We start from the raw sequence: 21036 nt of genomic DNA on the forward strand, positions 1-21036 counted from the left end.
CTCAGGAATTTTAATTAAGAAAGTGGGGTTGGGCCTCGCCTCACTTAAAAACGCGAAGTCTCGGAAACGAGATGGAGAAGCCCGCGTTCTATCCGTAGGATGAACGATGGGAAGATGTCACCGAGAACCGTTAACCTTGAGCGAACGGGATGCCTTTGGCAGTTTATCATTCTTAACAGGAACCTTCCATACGGCGACCGCGATCGCGATTGCTGATACAACGGTTTGGGTGTTGCGGGAACAGGATTTCAATGAACTTTTACAAACTTCACCTTCATTGGAACATGCAGTTAAGGACTTTTTACAAAACGCCGAAGTCTTGAACTACCTCCAGCAGCGACAAGATTTTAATGTTGATCAAGCCGCACGCTGGACGCGAAAAGTGATCAAAATCATGGATACAAGTCAACTCATTCCCTCGGCTGCCGAAATGAGAAATGCCCTTCAACAACATCGCAGTGCCCCCTTGGCGATTTGGCTGGGTTTAATGCTAGATGACATTCCAGAAGCTCTGGTGATTGGTTCAAGTTTAGTGCATTCCCAGGTCAGTGTCTCTCTTATCGCAGGCTTATTTCTATCGAATTACCCAGAAGCACTTTCCAGTTCTGTCGGTATGATGCGACAAGGGTTTCCGTTTCAACGGGTTTTTAGTATGTGGAGCTCTCTCACTGTCTTTACAGGAGTTGGAGCTGCTTTGGGTAGTCTTTTTTTTGCTAGCGTATCGCCCTTTACCTTTTTTTTCGTGGAGGGAATTGCAGCGGGGTCAGTCCTGACTGTGGTCGTAGAAACGATGTTACCAGAAGCCTATATTAAGGGAGGGTCAATCATTGGCTTTTCAACTTTGATGGGATTTCTCGCTGCTCTTTTTTTTCAAACCTTACAGTAGGAAGAGTAGCGATCAGGACAACTATTGGAACGGACTTAAGAAGGTCATGCTGATTGATGGGAAAAATGAAACAGAAAGACTGACTGACGTATTGCTTGATGAGGTAATTTGTCTAATGTACAACATTGATCGCGACTATGATTTATGGCTGCAACAACAAGCTGATTTTTTACAACAAGGTCAATTTGAAGCCTTGGATGTAGATAACTTCTCAAAAGTATCAGCGTGAGCTGGATTAAAATAAAAAGATTGACACCCATTTCGAGAAAGAAAAATAATGACCACTCATTTTATTGAAGCCGAACTGGACCTTACCGAACAACCGTTCACTTTACAACAAGAAATTGAAGCTGAACTAGCCAAACGGGGGAAACCTCTGCGCTGGGCGATTACCAAAGTCGATGCTAGCGCGAAAAAAGTTACAATTGAAGCGATTGTAACGCACCAATAGTGGCACAGCGTCCTTTTACCGTTGTTTTAATCGTACCCACTGGGATTGGAGCCGCAATTGGCGGCTATGCCGGCGATGCGTTGCCGGTTACTCGCGCGATCGCGCAAATTAGCGACCGAGTCATTACCCATCCCAATGTCCTCAATGGGGCACAATTGTATTGGTCATTGCCAAATCTCTACTATGTAGAAGGCTATGCCTTAGATCAGTTTTCTGCCGGGCGTTGGGGCTTACGTCCGGTTCATCAAAATCGCATCGGCTTGATCTTAGACCAAAGCATCGAACCGGATCTGCAATTGCGTCATCTCCAAGCCGCAGAAGCCGTCAAAACCACCCTTGGGGTTAATGTGGGGACTTATGTGGTTACCGATGCCCCTTTGCATGTCCAATTGCGAACTGCCCATTCCGGGGCAAGTTGGGGAACCATTGGCCATCCGGATAGCTTACTCCGGGCTGCTGAAACCTTAATCAAAAAGGGAAATGTCAGCGCGATCGCTGTTGTTGCCCGTTTTCCTGATGATATGGAAGCTGATGCACTGGCTAACTATCGCCAAGGCAACGGTGTAGATGCCCTTGCGGGGGCAGAAGCCATTATTTCTCACCTCATTGTCCGTGAATTTAAAGTTCCCTGTGCCCATGCCCCTGCCCTGAATCCACTTCCCCCAGATTCTAAGGTGTCTCCTTGTGCTGCTGCTGAAGAATTGGGCTATACGTTTCTCCCCTGTGTTTTAGTGGGCTTAGCTCGTGCCCCGCAATTGGTTAATCCTCCCTACCTCTCCTCCGATTTGATCGCAGAGGAAGTGGATGCAGCGGTGATTCCTGCCGATGCAGCTGGCGGGAGTGCCATTTTAAGTTTGAGTCAATCATCAGTGCCAATTATCGCTGTAGACGATAACCACACTACAATGGAAGTTCCCCCGGAATCACTTGGCATAAAAGCCATTCGTGTTCAATCCTATGTAGAAGCTTTAGGGGTATTAGTGGCACAGCGTAGTGGAATCAACCCTGATGCGTTGCGCCGGCCGGTGTCATCGTTGTTTCGTCTGAATTAACAAAAAAGTATCGTGACTAATCCCAACAATTTTGAATTTGAACCCTTAACCCGTGCCCAAGTCTTGACGATTATGGGGATTACTGCAATCTTACTACTGATCGTTGCCAAAGCATGGCAGTTTTTAGGATCAGTCTCTTTGTTTCCTGTTATTTTCAGTTTTAAAGCCGTTTTAATTGGTTTGGGAAGCGCCGGATTAATTATTTTAGCCAGTAGTATCATTTATAAAATTTGGCCGGCGTACCGTCGCAGCGCGCAATACTATTTAGAATTAGTCCTTAAACCCTTAGCCATTCCCGATACGCTTTGGTTAGGACTATTACCGGGTTTAAGCGAAGAATTGTTATTTCGTGGCATTATGATTCCCGCCCTGGGTTCGGGGGTACTTGCTGTTATTATCTCGAGTGTGTTATTCGGTGTCCTGCATTTGGGCGGGGTTCAACAATGGCCCTATGGGGTTTGGGCAACCGCCGTTGGTTTTTTGCTCGGGATGATTATGATCGTTACTGGGAACTTACTGATCCCGATTATTGCCCATATTTTGACAAATTTTATTTCCAGCTTAGTTTGGAAGTTAGAGAAAAAATAAAGGTAGAGATGATTGGATCGAATACTCCGTAAAGTTTTCAGCCATTTTGAGGGGCAAAATTTTCCCGAAATTCCGTTTTATTCACACAAAGTCTCTCACCGAGATTTAGTTTGGAATTATTTTTCGATCGTCCAAAAAGGAAAATTCTGACTGGGGTTAATGGTTACCCCTTGGATATCATTCTGGGCAAAGGCATAATCAATGGTTTGCCAAAGGGGAACATAAGGCACATCCTGGGCAAGAATCTCTTGGATTTCTACGAAAATTTCTCGCCGTCGTTCTGGATCGCGCGATCGCGCCCGCTGCCCCCGAACGCGAGTGCGTCTCGTCGAGAAGGGCATCGCGAACCTTCCAAGTCGTGAACTGTAAATTTTGACCTAGAGGTGAGCTAATGAATCGTCAAGCCTATCCGTCCGACTTAAGTAATGATGAATGGGAGTTAGTCAAACCCTTAATCCCAGTCCATCAAGGTGTGGGTCATCCTCAAACCGTTGACCTCAAAGAAATCCTTAATGCTATCTTCTATTGGACCGATCATGGCATGAAATGGCGGGCGATGCCCCATGACTTCCCCTCTTGGTCAACGGGGTCTGACGACTATCGCCGTTGGGTCAAAACTGGCTTGTGGGAACAAATTAATGCTCATCTAGGGAAGTTGTTGGAGACAAAGGTAGCCGGGAGAGAGGAAGAACCAAGTCTGGTCATTATCGATAGTCAATCCGTGAGAACGGTGGAAACAAGGGGGATGAACAAGGGATAGATGGAAATAAACGAGTCAAAAGTCGCAAGCGTCATCTGGTCGTGGCTACTTTGGGAATGGTACTCAATTGCTTCGTAAGTGCGGCTAATGTAGCTGATGTCAAGGCGGCTGTGGTTGTGTTGGAACCCGTGTTAGAAGCCTTTGCCCGCATTGAGAAAATTCGGGCTGACCAAGCTGAAAAAGGCGCACTAGGAGCTACTCTTGAACAAGTTCATCACTGTGTGTTGGAAGTGACCAAGAAGCTGGGAGAAGGATTCACCGTGGCACCCTGGCGATGGGTACTGGAACGAACTCTATCTTGGCTAGAGAAGGCAAGACGTTTGTGTCGAGACGATGAGGTGTTGCCGGAAAATCATGAGGGGGTTGTTTATATCGTTATGATTCGTTTGATGCTGCGTCGCTTAACTGACAATCAGAGAAAACGAACTTCTTCTATCTCTCAAGCTGCTTAATTTAAATTTACGAACAGTCTCTAATAGTTAACATCTCAGCGACTTGATATTGCCTTTCATCTTTCCTGTCATATACTGCTTCTAGGATTTTGTGGGGTGTTAAGCATTTACCGCACGAAGTAATAACTACATACTTTTTACTAGAATCTAGTAAGGATTTTTAAAGCACTAAGAAAATTCTTACCATTTATTGTAATTTTAATTGTTATTTATTTTGATCGATTCATTTCGATTAAATTTTACAATATTTCACTGAAACTTTGCTTAGGTGAGTAACAATTATTACAAACCAAAAACTAATTATGAATTTAGTACAAACACCGATCAAAAAAATATTATTAATTCTATTATTTTTCCAGCTTTTTAGTAATCTTGGCGATGTATTCTCCCAGGCTTTTATTTACTATCTCAATAATGAAATTTTGAGAGGAAATAAAATGGATTTTAACGGTGAGAATGCCGATCAAATCTTCATGGGAAATAATAATATAAACATGAATAACAGTAGAAATTCAGGAGATTCTGTTATTGGTTTATCTTTTCAGGAAGAAACGGTTGAATTAGGAAATACGCCAAGGGTTGAAGACAGTACAGTTGCAGAATGGGAAAATTTTATTCCGATCAAGATCAATCTAGAATCAGACCTTCTATTTCCAAAGGTTAATCAACTAGCAGAAGAAATAGATAACTTTGATCTTGAAGCAGCTGATTCCTTCAGCATAATGAACCCTGACTATCTTTCAACCATCACTAGTAAGCTGAAAGATTTTGCTAATTCTTCAGAATTTTCTAAAGATATTGATCTAATTGCTAACGGTAGTTGGCATCTCGATGAAACAAGAACATTACTTAGGGATATCGATAATGTTGAAACTTTGCCTGATATTAGGGTTTTGCCTTTTAGAAATTTGCAAGCACGAGGTGCTTTTGGAGATGATACTATCTATCTCTCTCAAGAATTCCTGGAACAAAATCTAGATAATCCTCAGCAAGTTGCAGACATTATTTTTGAAGAAATTGGTCATTATTTAGATTCTAAATTAAGTCAAAAAGATGCTCCTGGAGATGAAGGAGCAATTTTTGCTTCCTTGGTGCAAAATCAGCATTTAGGGACTGCTGAACTTCATTCCCTCAAACAGGAGGATGATCATGCAACTCTTAATGTAGAAGGACAAGTAATTTCTGTTGAACAAGCTGCAAATGCCGATGATGTACAGGATACGGGAATCGTGCTTTACCGAGTAAATGCAGGGGGAGCAGAGATTGCCGCCCTTGATGGCGATCTCGCCTGGTCAGCCGATACAGCAGCTAGCAACAATCAGTATCTAGTCGAGGCGGGTAGTAACAAGACAGCGAGCTTTGCGGTTGAGCCCGGAACCACCGTTGCCGATACCACACCAGCAGCGATCTTCAATACGGAGCGCTGGGATGGGACTGCCGCCCCAGAAATGAGCTGGGAATTTCCCGTGGCTACCGATGGTTTCTACGAAGTGCGACTGTTCATGGGCAATGGTTGGAGCGGCACCAGCAATCCCGGGGAAAGGGTGTTTGATGTCGCCATCGAGGGCAATGTCCTGGATACTCTTAACGATATCGACTTGAGCGACCAGTTTGGTCATTTGGTCGGCGGAATGATTAGCAACACCGTCGAGGTTAGCGATGGCATTCTCGACATTGACGTCTTGCATGATGTAATTCAAAATCCCCTTATCAACGGAATTGAGATTATTGAGCTTACCGATGAGGAGACTCCGACCCCAGAAGTGAACCTCAGCGTTAGCCCCAGCACCGGCAGTGAAACCGACAGCACCGAAATTACTGTCACCGCCACAGCTTCGGGAGCGGTCTCGGGAGACCAAACCGTGGACCTGAGTCTGAGCGGTAGCGGAGTCACCCCAAGCGACTTTACCGGAACCATTCCCACGCAACTGACCATTGCTGATGGTCAAACTCAGGAGTCTTTTACTGTCAATGTCAACAATGATACCGAAATTGAAGGAGACGAAACCGCTACCCTTACCCTAAGCAATCCCTCATCCGGTCTGGCGTTGGGGACTACCCCCAGCGGCGAGGTGCTCATTAGTGATTCTGAAACATTTATAAATGCCTCTGTTGTTGACGAAATTGGGATGGTCGCAGTTACTGATTTTAAGGGAGTAGACTCCACAGGGAAGACGGATTCTACAGCTGGGATCCAGGAAGCCATAGAATTTGCTATTGTCAATAAGAAAACGCTCTTTTTTCCAAGTGGAACATATCTTGTTTCAAAAACAATCAACGCAGAGCAACTTCCTAAGAAGTGTGGCTTTCATGATGGTACCGGTGTTGCGGTAATGATTGGCAGTATGTCAGGAGAGCGACCAACTATTCAGTTGATGGACAATGCGCCGGGATTTGATGATGAGAAGGATCCTACACCTGTAGTCAAGATATTTCACCCGGATGGTAAAGTAAACTGTTTATTCGGTCATGGATTTCGGGGCATAAACATTGACCTAGGACAAAATAATAATGGGGCTGTTGGCATTTCTTTTGATGCCGCTCAAGAGTCATTTCTGGAAGATGTTACTATTTTTGCACGGGATGGATTTGCAGGCGCTACGGGTATACCCGGACGAGGTTCGGCATCAGGCAACATTACCGTGGTAGGAGGGCAATATGGTTTCTATTTGAAAAACACTAGCCTGGGTTCGAGTTTAGTCGGTGTGAAACTTGTTGGCCAGGAAAAAAATGCTATCTGGACTAATGTATATAGGGGTTTACAAATATCCGGGTTTCTTTTTAGCGACCAGACAGGTTCTGCCATTCAAGTGAGGGGGAAATCTGCACAAGCAGGATATATTGGTCTTACCGATGGTATAGTCCAGTTCAAAGAACCAGGAGTATTAATTAATCATAATCAAGAAAAGTCCTTTTCCTTGACAAATGTTTATATCGAAAACGGTACTTCCTTTTCGAATACCACAGGTTCTTCAGAACTATCTGGTATCGGTTGGGATCACGTTAAGTCATTCGTATCTTCTCCTTCAGATATAGGTGAGGGCGTTCCTTCTTCTGCTCTTATTGACGGTCAGAAAAACTCATTAAATTTGACCTCAAACATAGCCAATAATGTAGAAGCGCCCTCCCTTGAGCTCTATCGAGAAAATTTATGGCAGCGTAATCCTTCATTTGAGGATAAAACCTCTGTTCTAGCAACAGAATTTGGTGCTACTCCAAATGATGGCATCGATGACACCAAGGCTTTGCAAAAAGCAATCGATACAGTTGACCATGTATATTTACCAGCTGGAGAGTATCATGTCAGCCAGCCTCTAGTTTTAAAGGCTAACACGATTTTTCAAGGCGTTCCAGGATACCGTTCGGCCCTTATTGTCCGCGCTGAAGACTGGAACCCTTCAGCACGAACCTGGATTATTGATACTGTTAATGCGCCTGACGGAAAAGCAATAATCATGGATATTACCGGCGATACCGCTGACGATAGTCGGGTTGGTATGCTCAGATGGCGTATTGGTAAAGATTCCATAGTCCGAAGAATCAAAGCACAACAAGATGCCGGCAGACATGAACTTGCTGGTCCTATCTATCAAATCTCAGGTTCTGGTGGCGGGTCATGGTATAGCTGGACCGATCAATACAATATTTCAAAAGGTACTGACCCTGAAAAAGGACATCAACGGCTTTTGATAAGGGGTACCTCTCAGCCGCTAAGTATCTATGGCTTAAACCCAGAACGAGGAGGAGGAAATGAAGGAAGATCGGAGATTCAATATCCGTTTGTCAAAATTGAAAACAGTAAGAATATACGTATACTGGGAAGCAAAATTGAAGCGGAGGCAACTCCTTTTCTAATTGAAAACTCGAGTAATATTTTTATAGGAACGGCGTTCACTAATAAAAGTAACCCCGAGTCCGATTATCTAATTTTAAAGGATGTAAATAACATCGACATAAGAGGACTATACTGGCCTGGCACCACGGGAAAGCTAATTCGCAACTCTTCTGAATCTATCACTCTTTTTCGAACTGACTTTCTTGGAATATACAGCCTAGGTTCCTATGACTTTTCTGTTTTTTTCAGGTGATTTCTGGACAAAAAGATCTCCAGTAGATTAGGGGGCGATGCAACTTTTGGTAGTCTCTACAAAACAGTGGAAGTCGAGAATTTATGGGCCTTGCACTAATTAAATTAGAGATATTGTAATTCAAGCACGCGATTGGGCGAAGCCCAGTGGCAAAGCCGACCGCTCTTGATAACTGGATGACAATTGCTGCTTATCTCTCTTTTGTCAAAGTGGGTTCAAACCTTGATTTATCGTAGGCTGAAACTACGCAAATTCGTAAAATTATCCCAGAGTGACATAAGGCGGCCCAAATCGGACAATGGATTTTGGATGATTTGAGAGAGTTAATTGTCACCATCGCCAACGCTCCCTCGGATACTCCCTTAATTCCTCTCTAAAGGTTCAAATTTAATTATTCTGAAGCTGAAGAGGATTGCTTATAAAGGTAGAAAATCTAGATTTACTCAAAACTGCAACAACTTCATCATAATTTTCGATCTTATTTTCGTAGGAACCTAGAGAAATTTTCACTTTTTCACTTGTTAAAGTGCTGACTTTAGGTGACACTTTTAGGAAGTTTAAAACTTCCTCTAGAGTGTCATTTTTATTCGAACATAAAGATTCGTAGGAAATCTCAATACTATCATTAGGAATAGTTGACAGTAGTAGCCTAAAAAACTTTATGTTTAAATCAATAAATTTAAGTTTCTTAACTAGTGAATTAGGTTCAAGGTAAACTTTTTTAGTCTCAATAGCTTTAGTTATATGGACAATTTTATTGTTAACCATGTTTTCCCTAGAGATTAGGGTGTCAAGATAATTGTTTCGCACTAGATGAATAATCTTATAGTTGCTCTTAATTAGCGAGTACAAAACTTCGATCTGCTTGAATATCTGATCGTACATAATTTTAAAGCCAATAGTTGGGTAGTCCCCAGGATATTCATCGAAGAAAGTGTTGATGTAGCTAAATGTTCTCCATGGTCTTACCCCTGGATTTTTCTGACAGTAATCAAAATATCGAATCATATGAGGGTCATCTCGTACCGCGGGAGCTCGATACAGAAACATTTCTCCGAAACAACGCACTTGAGGATGGCTGCCAAGCAGACTTACAAACCAAGTTGACCCACTTCTTTGAGTCGTGATTACGCAAAATTTATTTCTTGACTGTGTATTCATAAAGTGAAATGTTTGATTTTTTGCCTAAAAAACGTTAACTTTCTTTTCGTATCTTTAGTGTTAATTAAAATTTGTAAGCTTCAAAAGCTTTATTCTCTATTCCCGCACTGCAAGATTTGAATCGGTTTTTGAGCTTCTAAATATAACAGCAAGTGAAGACCTGAATTGAATTCTTTCCAAATACTTCAAAATATTTTTCGAGATTTTAGCATAAAAACCTGCGTTTTATTTTTTCACCTTTTGAGGATTGAAATATTCCTTCGTACTATTGAATGTTTTTTTGCACCTAGGAGAAAAGAAATTGAGTTCTTTTTCTGGAGATATCCGGATGTCTGGGTGTTCAGACAAATAATGATAAAGTGTTGTAGATCCAGACTTAGGAGCTCCACAACCGATCAAATTGGGTAATGCCATAGTCTTCTTGTGCTACTAATTATATAGAGGTAAAAGGTGATATGAATACTTTACCTAAAACAGAGTCTTAAAAATCCCTGCTAATCACTTGAAAGAAATCAAGAGTTATGAAACATGCAGAGAAATATTTTTATCGATTCATCAGCACGGAACGATACTCAAGCAGTTCCCGATACCACTGTTCGGCATAACTTCCAAAGCGAATACTCATCTCCTCAATTGTAGGTCCATGAACATCAACTAAGAATCTTAAAATCTCTGGCTGTATTTTCCCAAGTAAACTAGATCGAGAATTAGGAGATTCCTTAGTGACCTCGCTTTCGCTTAGAGGCTGTACTCCAATGAACTTACAAATTCTAGATAGTAGGTCATGGGGACAAATCTTAATTTCTTCAAAAAAACCAATAAAGATATATTCATCAGAAAAGTATTTGTTGTATCGTTCAAGGATTGTCAAGTAATCGGATCTTGACAAGCAATCTTCGGAGCTTAAGATATCAAGTATCTCTTGATTGGAAACATTAGACATCTGTGTACCCCTTTGAGAAAATAGTCGTCTAGCTACTTGCGAAAAAGAACGATCAATTGGATTTCTTAGAATAAAAATTATTTTGAGATTAGGTTGTAATTCCTTTAGCCTTTGAATAGATGGTTCTGTCAAAGTTGAGTATGCAGGAGTAATGTCGCCAGTTTCTTTACCTGACTTAGAGGGAGCTTCAAACAAGCTTTTGTACCAATCTATACTTCCATCCATTTGAAAATATTTCCACCAAAATTTTAGATCCTCAGTAAGATTTCTCTGTCCATTGATACCCAGCCAGGTAGAACTGGCAAATGTACGAAACTTATATAACCTTTTGTTTCTATTAATTTTATATTTGTCGGGATTATGGCTTCTATCTAAAATATCAAAATAATGTAATTCTTTCATAGGGGGTAAATATATTTGTTTATGTCTAGATAGATTCTTGAATAGCCAAGTCGATCCTGAACGCTGAGCACCCACATAAATGAAAGAAGGGACTTCTGAAAGAGTAGTTTGTCGCATAATTAAACATCCAGAACAATACAATAACAAGAATAAAAGGATTTTTACGAAGAACTTAATAGGGTATTAAACCAACTCCTAAATGAAGGAGGTTTAATTATTCAATGGGAGCGAAAGCTGAAAAATAAAGGCAATTCTGTTATCCCAATTTAAATGCACAACAGCTTATATAATCCCTTGAATTGTTGATCTGAATCTTCCCATCGAGTTAACCAATTATAGATCGTTTTTCTCTTCACTTTTATAAGAATACATTACTGTGATTAAAATAGGAAATGAATTTTACATGCTTGCTTAGATAGGGGGAGTCAGTTTATCCGTGACCAAAGGAAATTTTGTAAGAAGATATAAAAACTAAATTTTCACAAAATTTCAGAGACTTTCTCATAATTTTAAATCGCATCTTCGTGAGAAAATTTGAGTTTTTTCGCTGCTATTTCTACTAATTAATCATTTCATTTTTCCTTGAATTTCTAAATACAAGAGCTAGAGAAAAAGTCAAACTACAATATAACACCCAACTTAATGCGTTATAATCAATCAGCTTAGACTCTGCCACATTAATTAAAATTATTAGAGTAAAAAATCCAGCAGGTAAATAGCTTTCGGGCAACTTGGCTTCCTTGAAATAAAAGACTGCTCTAAGCATATTTTTCCACAAACCAATTACAAGCAAAGTAACTCCTATAAAGCCAATGTGAAGCCATGACTGAAAAAGACCATTGTGAGCATGACCCGCACTCATACCTGCAGCATCTATTAGATTTAAGTCACTTCCACTTCCTCGCCAAAAGACCTCGTAACCATATCCTAATATAGGGCGTTTATTAATTGCTTCGATCGTGACTGCCCAAATATCAGTTCTGTTGGTTAGAGTTGGGGTTTCACCAATTAGTTCCATTGAGAAAGCAAAGTTATCGTGCACCAACGTAACTAAAATAAAAGTGCATAAAAGCAGTAAGATGCTTATAGGTAAAAGTTTAAATATACTACGAATCTTAATAAGGCTATAAATAGGAAAGGCAGCTAAAATGACCCCAAGACTTGCTAATGCTGTGCCCGACTGGGCCATAACTAGTAAAAACATTGAAACCAAAGCACCAACCAAGAAAAGTTGGCGATGCTTATCCATTCCTGCTGCCATCAGCAGAAATACAAGAGTGCTGATAACCATATTGATACCGAGCCCGTTTTTATGAGCGTAAACTCCACGCCATGCACTGTCAAGGAGACCATGGGAAATACCATAGCTTGGCAGAGCGATTACGAACAATAGACTGAGCACAATAATTAAAAAGTTAGACCAAGCCAATAACGATAGTTGTTGGCGAATGGTGTACCGAGAAGCTAAATAAATGCCAAACATGCTAGTTCCCAATAGTGCGATGGCACGCCTAAGAGTTAAAGCGGGTGAATCTGACCAAAAATATGATAAAAATACCATCCCTAACACTGGAAGAATAATAGTGTCATCTCGCAAAGTATTTAATACTTGCTTCCACCTCAAAACAACAAGTAAACCAAATCCAACGTAAGTAGCCATAAAGACAGCTACTATCAAACCAGAATCGGTTTGGACTTGAACGTTTTGGCTGGCTTTACCCCCACTAGCAATTAAACGAAGTAAAGCTCCGCTATAGATAAATAAGCAGATCACAGTATAAAAATATTCCAGACTGCTAAAACTTGGAAAATTTTTCATGACTCCAGTTTAGAATAATTAAGCAACGGTGGTCTTCAAATTTCGATTGTCTTTCGTAAAAAAAGCACGGATCTTCTCTCTTCTATCTCTGGTAATTAGCCACATTGCTAAGTACAGAAGGAAGTCTAATGGTCTTGGCTTACCTTTTCGAACTGCTTCAGACAAAAGAAACCAGAAAGCTGACCAGTCCCTTTGAGCCGAAGCTGGAGAAGCTACATGGGTCATCAAAAAAGACGAGTATGCCTGCTTTGTCATTAAATCTTTAGCGGAGTTTAACCACTCCAATGAATATTTCCAATCCGGTAATTGGCTAAGCCTCTTTTCTCCAACTCCTTCATGGGAATGCCAAAGTACCAGTGGTTCCGGAACATATTCTATTCCAAGTCCTGGTATAGAGGCGTTGACCCTGAGCAACCAGTCATAATCTTCGTGTTTGTTATTTTCGAATGGAAACTCTACCAAAAACTCTTTTTTGGTAAAGTAGGTAGATGGCAAAAAAGCCCCCTCTCCTTGAAACAAAGAGTTACGGACAAATAGATAGTCACTTAGATGTTCATTTCCTGAAGGCAATCGCCTGGGCCAGATAAAATCGGCTGATGGCGTTTTATTAATGTATCGGCTGACAACTATCGGACAAGAATACTTAGAGCTACGAGCGACGCTTAGCTGCTTTTCTAGCTTTTCAGGCATCCATTCATCGTCGTCATCTAAAAAGGCAACCCAGGTTGACTGGGCTACTTGGACACCAGCATTCCTTGCTCCAGCCAACTTCACATTTTGAGGCAAAACAATAAACTTAAACCTGGGATCTTCTACAGTAGACAAAATATTAGCAACCTCAGGATCGGGACCATCTACTACTACGATTACTTCGATGGACTTTAGGGTTTGGGATAGCGCACTATTGATGGCTCTCAAAACCAATTTGGGTCGTTTATAGGTTGGAATAACAACACTAACATCAGGAGTATTAGTCATAATTAAACATGTTTTACAACGGGAAAAGATATATTTGCTTAGCTAGTTCTTTTTAAGAAGTCTACAGAAGGAGCATCGCCCATCTCCTGTCCCACATTAATCCATTTCAGCGCACTAGAAGATGTGACAGCCTTAAAGTTGTGGCATGTTAATTCAGTTTGAAACCAATCGCCTAAAATGTTGAGGTCTTGATTGAACACTTGATGCAAATAGTCTAAGTTTTGCGGGTTAATCTTCGGTTTCTCGAGATTGCTGGCAAATAAGGTTTTCATTTTTTCTTGTAACCACTCTGGAGTTAGAGATTTTCGGAGGGAATTAAGAACGGGAGTCTTCCTCATAAACCTAATCCAAGGATACATAATAGGGCGGCTACTCGTTTTATTTCTAGGAGCCGTATTGAAGTCCCACTGAGGTTTTCCCGTGTAGCCTATAAAGCGGCACACTCTCTCAAGTTCATCTTGAGGAAACTGAAGGAGCCGCTCAAAAAACATCGGCAGTATTTGTTCGGGGCCATACTTTGTGAGAAAGGGCTTTAGCTGCATTGAGTACAAGCTAGAGTCTATAAGTTGAGGGTAGTCATGTATTGCTTGGTTAATATCAATTGTTATGTTTCTTAGGAGATACTCGTGAAGGAAATGTGAAACCAATCTATCTACAGGATGTCGCATGATATAAATCAGCTTTGCGTTTGGGATTAGCTCATACATCCGGTCAACAACATGAGGGGAGTGAGGTAACTGGGTATAGGTAGTAGCCGCTTCACCACACAAGTCGTTTGGCTTGGCTGCTGAAAACTTACTTCGATACCAGTCGCTACCTTTTGCAAAATTTTTGTCGTAGCTGAAATAGTACAGCTCTTTCGGGTTACTAACCATGTAGATACCTGGCTGTTTTCCTAACTGAAAGCTCATTGTTGTAGTAGCAGCCTTCATGGCTCCGATAAATAAAAAATCAGGAAGTTTACCTTTTTTCGCCATTAACATGTTTCAATACCTATTAACAGAAGCTATATAACAAAAAATATGAAGCCGATATATACTCATTTTAGGCTTTCAAATTCACACTGGTTCACACTGTTTTGTAATTTTTTGATTGGCAAACGATTTACCTCCTTCTAGGAAGAATTTTACTGGTCAACAAGAATAATAAAGATGTCTGCATGTGGAGGCGTTTAGCAGCAACATAGTCAGTCAATGCTCTGTTTACAATTAGCGAGGTAAATGTAGCCAAAGCGGCTCCTAAAAAACCTAGAGTATATATGCCTAAAATGTTTAATATAAGGTTGAGCGTTGCAGTAAACCCCCTTATTTTCGCACTGTCATCCTGATACCCTGTCATATCAAGAAGCTGAGTTACTGGCCCAGATGTTGATTTGATAAACATACTGAAAGCTAAAATAATAAGAACTCCCTGAACCGCAACAAATTCAGGTCCGAAGTTTTCTAGAAGTGGTTTTGAAAAAAGAACTACACCCAACAGTATGATTAAAGAAGGCACTACAATAGCTTGGCCAGATCTAAGCATAATTTTTTGCAGTTTCTCAGTGTTATCTTCTGCATAAGCTTTTGAAATTATAGGAGCTGAAGAAGCAGTAACACCGGTTAAAAGAAAGCCTATAAGGCCAGCTGTTCTTACGGCGACGTTGTACAAACCAACCTCTTCAGGACCTCTTATAACCCCAAGCATCACAATGTCTGACTGAACTAACAGGTTATTGAAGCATGCTGCTAGCAACAAAGGGAAGGATACTCTTAACAGCCCTTTTAAGTCATAAACAGGCTCTGTACCCCGTACTACGGAGGACAGCATAGAGTGTACTATCCAGAACTGACTTACCAAAATAAAACAAAGAGCAAAAAAGCTGACCCATAGGATATTTAGGGAACTCAGAGTCTGCTGGGGTGAGCCTATAAAGTATAAAAAAGAAGCGCCTATAAGGATTAGTATAGGCCTAGTGAGTATCATTGGCGCAAATGCGGCAGACATGTTGCGAAATCCCTGCATTATGCTCATGTTTATCTGAATTGTTGCCACAAGCGGCATGAGCCAGATTCCCAGCAAAATTACTTCGAAGTTAGCAATAACACTTTGAGTATTTATCAGATAAACAATCGCTGAAGCCAAGAAGGATAGTACGGTGCTTGCTGTAATAACCAAACCCAAACTGCTGTAAACAACTCCTCGCAAACGACCCATTTCTCCTTTAGCCCTGTATTCAGGAATAAAGCGAACTAAGGAAGACCTCAACCCAAGCTGAACTGGTGTAGTTGCAAGAGTAGCCCAAATAATTACATATACATACAGACCGTACTCTTCAACACCCATCCACCTTGCTAGTAGAATTTGATCGAAATAGCCTATTCCTCTTCCCAATACCTGGATTAATAATACTGTGCTAGCCCCTTTTAATAGTGGCTTTAATATACTCTGTTTATTTGAGTTATCTAATGTCCATGAAAGAATGCGCTTGAACATGTCTAAAAAAATGTTTTCAAAGATTACTTCTAATTTTCCATATCAAGCGAAATATTTGACGAGATAGAGTCGAAACTAGACATTATAATGAATTATTCCATCTTGAAATTTTTGAACTGCTTTCTAACTCGCAAAATTGAGTAAAATATTTTCTCTACATTCTCAATAAAACTCAGTGAACTTAATATAGCTTTCCACTGCAGGTCTTTTGAATAGTTCATGAAGGTTGAAAACGGAGTATTGTTATCAACCATTCCATCAACGCTATACCCCAATAGCTTCATTTCATTCCAGGCAACCCATGAAAATCGCTTCTTCCTGCTTTCTGGCCAGCTTCTCCACCGCTCTTGGGGTTTAAAATCGCTTTTCTTCTCTACAACTTTCCATCCAGAAGATTGCCAACCAGATTGATGAATTTCAGTGCTAGTGACATTTTCCGAAGAACCAAACACAGGCAGGCTTTTTGACTTCTCAAAGTCATAGCTAGATGGGTTTAGCTTTAAGAAGCTAAAGATATGTTGCATCGTCGAATCAAAGCCGTTCAGTAAATCTTCATACTTAATAATTATATATTGATTGCTAAAGATAGAATTTTTGTGGTATCGATTGAATTCAATGATGGTCTGGGCTGCTTCAACCCATCTTTGCATCGTAAATTCGTAGTTTGAACCGAAAGAACGAACGTTAGACTCAACGACATCGCGACCATCTCGAATAAGAATAATCAATCTGGCTGTTGGAAAAAACTCAAAAAAATAAGGTAGGTTTCTAACATTAGGTGTTTTTGTAAGCAAAGGTTTGTCTACCCCATCAGGCTCAAGACTCTTGAGAAAATCTAATAAACCTTTTCCTAAAGATGCTCGAAGACGTTTTTGTAACACCGAGTTTTCTTGTTCTCTTTCTGGATTCTTTTCATACATGTGACCATGAAGACACCAGTAGCTTCCAACGTTTTTTACATACCTCTCTAAAAGATTTGAGTTAGCAATTAAATGGTCTTCTGCCATAACTTTTGAATTAACGCCTTGGCATTGCGGATGTAACTCTAGCAAATTGTATAAAAAATTTGTTCCACTTCGAGTCATAATGCCCGCAATAAAGATGGGGGACTTATTTGAATATAATTTAGGCTCATCAAACTCAATCGATTTAGAAGTTAGGTTTGTGTTCATCAGTCTTATAAATTAATAGTCAAATCTAGTTTTCAAGCAGACAAAGCAGAGTTGCGAGTAATGATAATTTTTAAAGATGAAATTTGTTCGATTTGGACTTTCTTTGAGGGTAGAGAAAAAGCAAGTGGATATCATCACCAGGAATCTCAACCTCCTCGTAAAGTTGTTACGCCTAACTTGCTCATAAAGTTTCTAAATTTAACAGAAAAGATTAGCCGAAAGTTTTTCACTAAGAGTGGGAGCCCTTTTTGAAAACCCATAGCTTTAAAGGTATCTACCGTTTTTCGATATAGAAGCCTCGAGCGATGAGCTTCTAAACTAGCAAGTAAAAGAAACTTTATCTCTGAATCTCTAATATCTTCTTCCTGGAGAGTGGACTCGAGGACGAAACAGACGTTCTCAAGATATTTTATCCATACGCCAGAATTATTACTTACAGAATCAGGCCTGATTAAATAATAATAAAGCGGCTCCGGATAAAGAATGAACTTCGCTCCGCGGCTCAAACATTGTAGTATAATACCAAAATCTTCCCCATAATTGCGCAGTTCAGGTCTGTAACGGATGCCTTCACTAATTAGAAATTCTCTTTTGAAAAGAGGTTTCGAGTAACCCAAATGCAGACCGGCCTGACCCATAACATCGTTCTTTATGAAATATGCAGCATCGAATAACTTCGGAGACTTAACTCTTACTTTACTTGGATTAAACCAGGTTTTATAAGGCTTATCATCTACATCTTCGCTGTTTACGTACCACTGATTGTCTGCAACTATGTCTGCTCCATATTGAGTCCCGACTTTAAGAAGGATTTCCAACCTGTCTGGAGCAAACCAGTCATCCGCGTCAAGTATAGCTATCCACTTACCCTTAGCTTGTTCTATAGCTAGATTGCGTGCTGCTGCGCCACCTCCATTTTCTGATTGCTTAATTAAGCAGACTCTTGGATCCATTACACTTTTTACAATTGCCGCCGTAGAATCAGTTGAAACGTCATCGACGACAATTAGTTCAAAATTTTCGAATGTCTGCTTTAGTACGGAATCTATAGCTTTTAGAATATATTTCTCGGCATTGTAAGCTGCGATAATTACAGAAATAGTGGGATTTAGTTTCAAGTCTTCACCTTTTATCATGTGTATTTACTGATTGATAGAGTAGCGTTTTTGAGGGCCTTTCTACTTTTCAGACGCCCTCTGAGGATTGAGCACTGGCCAATCTTTACTTTGGAACTCTAGAAGTCAAATAGGACCCAATTTCGATTTTGATAGCATGCAAAAAACTTGTACGATGAGCTTCCTGATTAATAAGGTTTAAGCCATCAATAACACGGTAAAAATTCATTTCCATCTTAGAAAGCTTTTTGTTTGATTCAGGAAAATGGGTTGGATAATTAAGGCTTCTCAAGGTACTTCCTGCAATAGATTCTATCTTCTCAAGAGTTACAGAATCCATACTTGTAAGATACTTTCCTTTATTATCTAATTTGATTTCTTTATAACCTTTAGCTTCGCCAATATTTTCAGGAACCGTGGATAAAGTTAGCATTGAAGAGTCAAATTCAACACCTAGAAAGTGACAACACTTAGCCAGGATCTTTTCAGGATCTTGTAAAAGTTCTTCATACTTAATTTCAAAGTAGTCATCTTTAAATGCCAAGGAATCAGACCTTGCTTTCTCAATACTATCAACCCATCGTTGAGAAGCCCTGAGCTTGTTTTTCTTCCAAGCTTTGTACACCGACAAAGCGTAATCCCTCACATCTCGAATAATGTGAATAAATTTGCTTTGTGGAAAAAGTTCCTTAAGAAGTGGTAGATAGTTGATATAAGAAGTTGATTTATCTCCCCAAATTAAATTAGTAGAATTATCGATACCAGTATCGCAGCGAACTAATCCCTCATAAACCCCCTGGATTGTAAAATTCTTGCACATTGAATACCACCGGTCTCGTCTCTGAATAGAGTCAAGTTTTTTTGTGTAAATGAAATACGGACTCTTCTGCATGTGTCGATAAAATTTTGAAAATGCCTTCGGATCTGACAAATTATCGAACTCATGCCAAACTTTTACCCAATATGGTAAAAAATGCGTCTCTGCGTCAAGAATATGAATTTGTGGATGCCCATCGAAAAGAGTCCTAAGAAGCTTAGTCCCCGATCTTTGCATCCCTATAATAAATAAGGGTCCACCGAGCTCAGTATTTAAAGTCATTTTCCAGTCTATTCAATTTTTTTGCGTCGCTTTTTTCAAAAATAAATATAATGGTCGTAGCCATAAGCGCTCCCAGTAAACCTCCGATCATCAAGTTTTTCTTTATTGAAGACGAGGAGCTAGTTGGTATTGCCGCTGCCTGAAGCAGTGATACGTTTCCTAAAATCTGATCTTCGGCAATTCTTAGCTGCTGCTGCTGCTTCAGCAATGATTGATAGTTTTCTTGTGCTGCTTCAGTCCTTCTTAATAACTCCGCTTGCTTTTGCTCCAGGATAGGAATGAGGGCAACTTGTTCGTTGTAGCTATCACGTTGATTGTTTAAATTTTCTAATCTTTCTACTAACGTTGAAATTTGAACTTCTGATCTCAGTAGTTCGGCAATTAGAGCCTGCTTTTGCTCTCCCACCTGAAGAAATCTCTCAGGCACTTGAGAATTAATACCAGGAGCTATCTTATCAATCTCTTGTTCTAGCAGAAGATTCAATTTCTTCTCTCGATCTCTAACTTTTTCTAAAGCCGGGCTACCGTCTACAAAAACTTCTTGCTGAATTGCCAGTTCCTGCCGAGTAGCCTGAAGATCTTTTAATACTGCTTGCACGCCTGAGGATTGGCTCAAGTCACTTACAATAATTGCTTCTTCGGGAGTTAATTCAAGTCTGAGCCCCAAATTATTTGAACGTGCCCTAGCTTCCTCAAGTTTTGCTTGAGTAACTAAAATTTCCTCGTCCATAGTTTTGATGAGCGCAAGCAAGTTTTCAGACTGTGTCTCTAGTGAGACAATGTTGTTTTGCTGCTTAAAATCTCTTAATGCATTCTTATTTTCGCGAACCAACCTTATCGCTTGTGAAAGCTGTTGTTCAATTAAAACTCTAGTTCTAAAAGCCTCTTCCTTAACTGACTCCAAGTTTGACTTGATATAAACTTTAGCCAACTCATTGGCAATTGCGGCAGCTCTTCTAGGATCTTGACTCTCGTAAGTCAACTCAATAATGTCTGTACCTTTAATAATGTTGACTTCAAGGTTCTCAGCTAAGCTTTGAGCATCCAATGGGTTCTTCTCTCGATCCACTAAATTCAAACTGGTGATGACCTTTTTTAAAAGCGGGTCAGAGGAGATAATTTCGCGTTCAGTCACAAGAGGATTTTGGTCTGAGACTACTGTTTCAAGATCCTGCGCACCTTCTCCTAATCCAGTTAAAAGAGAAACTCGATCGACTTGAAACAAAAGTCGGGCGGTAGCCCTGTATACCGGCTTTTCCCAAAGTGCCAATAACAACGAAGCACCCATAACTACAGCAAAGACCATAGCAGCTGCTATCCAATGACGCCTGACGGCGGCTAGATATCGCTTGACGTCTAGGTCAAAATTCTCGTTATCATTTTGCTTCATATCCATCTGTAGCAACTCCAACTATTTCTAAGTTTGACTCTGCCTATGAGCTGTCACGCATTTAAACGACATTAATAGAATTACCCTTAGTGGTGCAGAAAAGTCCTGCAAGGCTTATTGTGCAAAGAGTATCAGTCAGACAGAGGGTTGGCAAGAGGAGCCGCTTTATGAGATGCTCAAGTTTCCTAACTCAGAGTCATCACTA

17 protein-coding genes and 2 pseudogenes are annotated in these 21036 nt (G+C 40.4%); 7 read left to right on the forward strand and 12 right to left on the reverse strand.

Going from position 1 to position 21036, the window contains the following annotated elements; all coding sequences use genetic code 11:
* Window positions 1-106 precede the first annotated feature (106 nt).
* From GVY04_20100 to GVY04_20115, 4 genes and pseudogenes are all read left to right on the forward strand, one after another.
* Entirely contained in the window at window positions 107-886 is a 780-nt protein-coding gene (locus GVY04_20100) for a cyclic nucleotide-binding domain-containing protein (protein ID NBD18348.1), read from the forward strand.
* Between the two features lie 115 nt (window positions 887-1001).
* Window positions 1002-1091: pseudogene (locus GVY04_20105) on the forward strand (DUF29 family protein).
* Window positions 1092-1336: 245 nt separating this feature from the next.
* The gene (locus GVY04_20110) at window positions 1337-2389 is read left to right on the forward strand and encodes a DUF3326 domain-containing protein (GenBank protein ID NBD18349.1); all 1053 of its coding nucleotides are present in this window, start codon (window positions 1337-1339) and stop codon (window positions 2387-2389) included.
* Between the two features lie 12 nt (window positions 2390-2401).
* Window positions 2402-2977 carry a CPBP family intramembrane metalloprotease gene (locus GVY04_20115; protein NBD18350.1) on the forward strand — a complete coding sequence of 192 codons (576 nt, stop codon included), beginning with the start codon at window positions 2402-2404 and terminating at the stop codon, window positions 2975-2977.
* 116 nt (window positions 2978-3093) lie between these two features.
* Here GVY04_20115 and GVY04_20120 read toward each other — a convergent pair.
* Window positions 3094-3282: pseudogene (locus GVY04_20120) on the reverse strand (peptide ABC transporter substrate-binding protein).
* Window positions 3283-3368: 86 nt separating this feature from the next.
* Between GVY04_20120 and GVY04_20125 the strand changes: the two are divergent.
* From GVY04_20125 to GVY04_20135, 3 genes are all read left to right on the forward strand, one after another.
* Entirely contained in the window at window positions 3369-3737 is a 369-nt protein-coding gene (locus tag GVY04_20125; GenBank protein NBD18351.1) for a transposase, read from the forward strand.
* 56 nt (window positions 3738-3793) lie between these two features.
* The gene (locus GVY04_20130) at window positions 3794-4189 is read left to right on the forward strand and encodes a transposase (protein ID NBD18352.1); all 396 of its coding nucleotides are present in this window, start codon (window positions 3794-3796) and stop codon (window positions 4187-4189) included.
* A 302-nt stretch (window positions 4190-4491) separates the two neighbouring features.
* Window positions 4492-8277, forward strand: coding sequence for a hypothetical protein (locus GVY04_20135; protein NBD18353.1), 3786 nt, complete (start codon window positions 4492-4494; stop codon window positions 8275-8277).
* Window positions 8278-8664: 387 nt separating this feature from the next.
* On the opposite strand, the gene GVY04_20140 is transcribed toward GVY04_20135, so the two are convergent.
* The 11 genes from GVY04_20140 to GVY04_20190 form a co-directional block, all read right to left on the reverse strand.
* On the reverse strand, window positions 8665-9438 hold the full coding sequence (locus GVY04_20140; protein NBD18354.1) for a hypothetical protein: 774 nt from the start codon (window positions 9436-9438) through the stop codon (window positions 8665-8667).
* A 225-nt stretch (window positions 9439-9663) separates the two neighbouring features.
* Window positions 9664-9852, reverse strand: a complete 189-nt coding sequence (locus GVY04_20145) for a hypothetical protein (protein NBD18355.1) — start codon at window positions 9850-9852, stop codon at window positions 9664-9666.
* A 130-nt stretch (window positions 9853-9982) separates the two neighbouring features.
* Window positions 9983-10900 (reverse strand): hypothetical protein, encoded by a 918-nt coding sequence (locus tag GVY04_20150; protein NBD18356.1) that lies wholly within the window; start codon window positions 10898-10900, stop codon window positions 9983-9985.
* A gap of 442 nt (window positions 10901-11342) precedes the next feature.
* On the reverse strand, window positions 11343-12602 hold the full coding sequence (locus GVY04_20155) for a hypothetical protein (GenBank protein NBD18357.1): 1260 nt from the start codon (window positions 12600-12602) through the stop codon (window positions 11343-11345).
* An 18-nt stretch (window positions 12603-12620) separates the two neighbouring features.
* Window positions 12621-13580 carry a glycosyltransferase gene (locus tag GVY04_20160; GenBank protein NBD18358.1) on the reverse strand — a complete coding sequence of 320 codons (960 nt, stop codon included), beginning with the start codon at window positions 13578-13580 and terminating at the stop codon, window positions 12621-12623.
* A 38-nt stretch (window positions 13581-13618) separates the two neighbouring features.
* Entirely contained in the window at window positions 13619-14563 is a 945-nt protein-coding gene (locus GVY04_20165; GenBank protein ID NBD18359.1) for a sulfotransferase, read from the reverse strand.
* A 121-nt stretch (window positions 14564-14684) separates the two neighbouring features.
* Entirely contained in the window at window positions 14685-16055 is a 1371-nt protein-coding gene (locus GVY04_20170; GenBank protein ID NBD18360.1) for an oligosaccharide flippase family protein, read from the reverse strand.
* 92 nt (window positions 16056-16147) lie between these two features.
* Window positions 16148-17227 (reverse strand): hypothetical protein, encoded by a 1080-nt coding sequence (locus GVY04_20175; protein ID NBD18361.1) that lies wholly within the window; start codon window positions 17225-17227, stop codon window positions 16148-16150.
* Between the two features lie 146 nt (window positions 17228-17373).
* Window positions 17374-18363 carry a glycosyltransferase gene (locus GVY04_20180; GenBank protein ID NBD18362.1) on the reverse strand — a complete coding sequence of 330 codons (990 nt, stop codon included), beginning with the start codon at window positions 18361-18363 and terminating at the stop codon, window positions 17374-17376.
* 85 nt (window positions 18364-18448) lie between these two features.
* Window positions 18449-19441: a hypothetical protein gene (locus GVY04_20185; protein ID NBD18363.1), complete on the reverse strand. Its 993-nt coding sequence runs from the start codon at window positions 19439-19441 to the stop codon at window positions 18449-18451.
* The gene (locus tag GVY04_20190) at window positions 19425-20837 is read right to left on the reverse strand and encodes a hypothetical protein (GenBank protein ID NBD18364.1); all 1413 of its coding nucleotides are present in this window, start codon (window positions 20835-20837) and stop codon (window positions 19425-19427) included. Before GVY04_20190 ends, GVY04_20185 begins: the two co-directional genes overlap by 17 nt.
* Window positions 20838-21036 lie beyond the last annotated feature (199 nt).

Source organism: Cyanobacteria bacterium GSL.Bin1, from assembly GCA_009909085.1.
In the GTDB taxonomy this organism is placed as follows: Bacteria; Cyanobacteriota; Cyanobacteriia; order Cyanobacteriales; family Rubidibacteraceae; genus Halothece.

Coding starts and splice junctions, on each gene's coding strand:
- GVY04_20155 (NBD18357.1), bottom strand. CDS start 12,602: ATGAAAAATTTTCCAAGTTTTAGCAGTCTGGAATATTTTTATACTGTG.
- GVY04_20185 (NBD18363.1), bottom strand. CDS start 19,441: ATGACTTTAAATACTGAGCTCGGTGGACCCTTATTTATTATAGGGATG.
- GVY04_20130 (NBD18352.1), top strand. CDS start 3,794: ATGGTACTCAATTGCTTCGTAAGTGCGGCTAATGTAGCTGATGTCAAG.
- GVY04_20145 (NBD18355.1), bottom strand. CDS start 9,852: ATGGCATTACCCAATTTGATCGGTTGTGGAGCTCCTAAGTCTGGATCT.
- GVY04_20165 (NBD18359.1), bottom strand. CDS start 14,563: ATGTTAATGGCGAAAAAAGGTAAACTTCCTGATTTTTTATTTATCGGA.
- GVY04_20170 (NBD18360.1), bottom strand. CDS start 16,055: ATGTTCAAGCGCATTCTTTCATGGACATTAGATAACTCAAATAAACAG.
- GVY04_20125 (NBD18351.1), top strand. CDS start 3,369: ATGAATCGTCAAGCCTATCCGTCCGACTTAAGTAATGATGAATGGGAG.
- GVY04_20190 (NBD18364.1), bottom strand. CDS start 20,837: ATGGATATGAAGCAAAATGATAACGAGAATTTTGACCTAGACGTCAAG.
- GVY04_20100 (NBD18348.1), top strand. CDS start 107: ATGGGAAGATGTCACCGAGAACCGTTAACCTTGAGCGAACGGGATGCC.
- GVY04_20140 (NBD18354.1), bottom strand. CDS start 9,438: ATGAATACACAGTCAAGAAATAAATTTTGCGTAATCACGACTCAAAGA.
- GVY04_20180 (NBD18362.1), bottom strand. CDS start 18,363: ATGATAAAAGGTGAAGACTTGAAACTAAATCCCACTATTTCTGTAATT.
- GVY04_20160 (NBD18358.1), bottom strand. CDS start 13,580: ATGACTAATACTCCTGATGTTAGTGTTGTTATTCCAACCTATAAACGA.
- GVY04_20175 (NBD18361.1), bottom strand. CDS start 17,227: ATGAACACAAACCTAACTTCTAAATCGATTGAGTTTGATGAGCCTAAA.
- GVY04_20135 (NBD18353.1), top strand. CDS start 4,492: ATGAATTTAGTACAAACACCGATCAAAAAAATATTATTAATTCTATTA.
- GVY04_20150 (NBD18356.1), bottom strand. CDS start 10,900: ATGCGACAAACTACTCTTTCAGAAGTCCCTTCTTTCATTTATGTGGGT.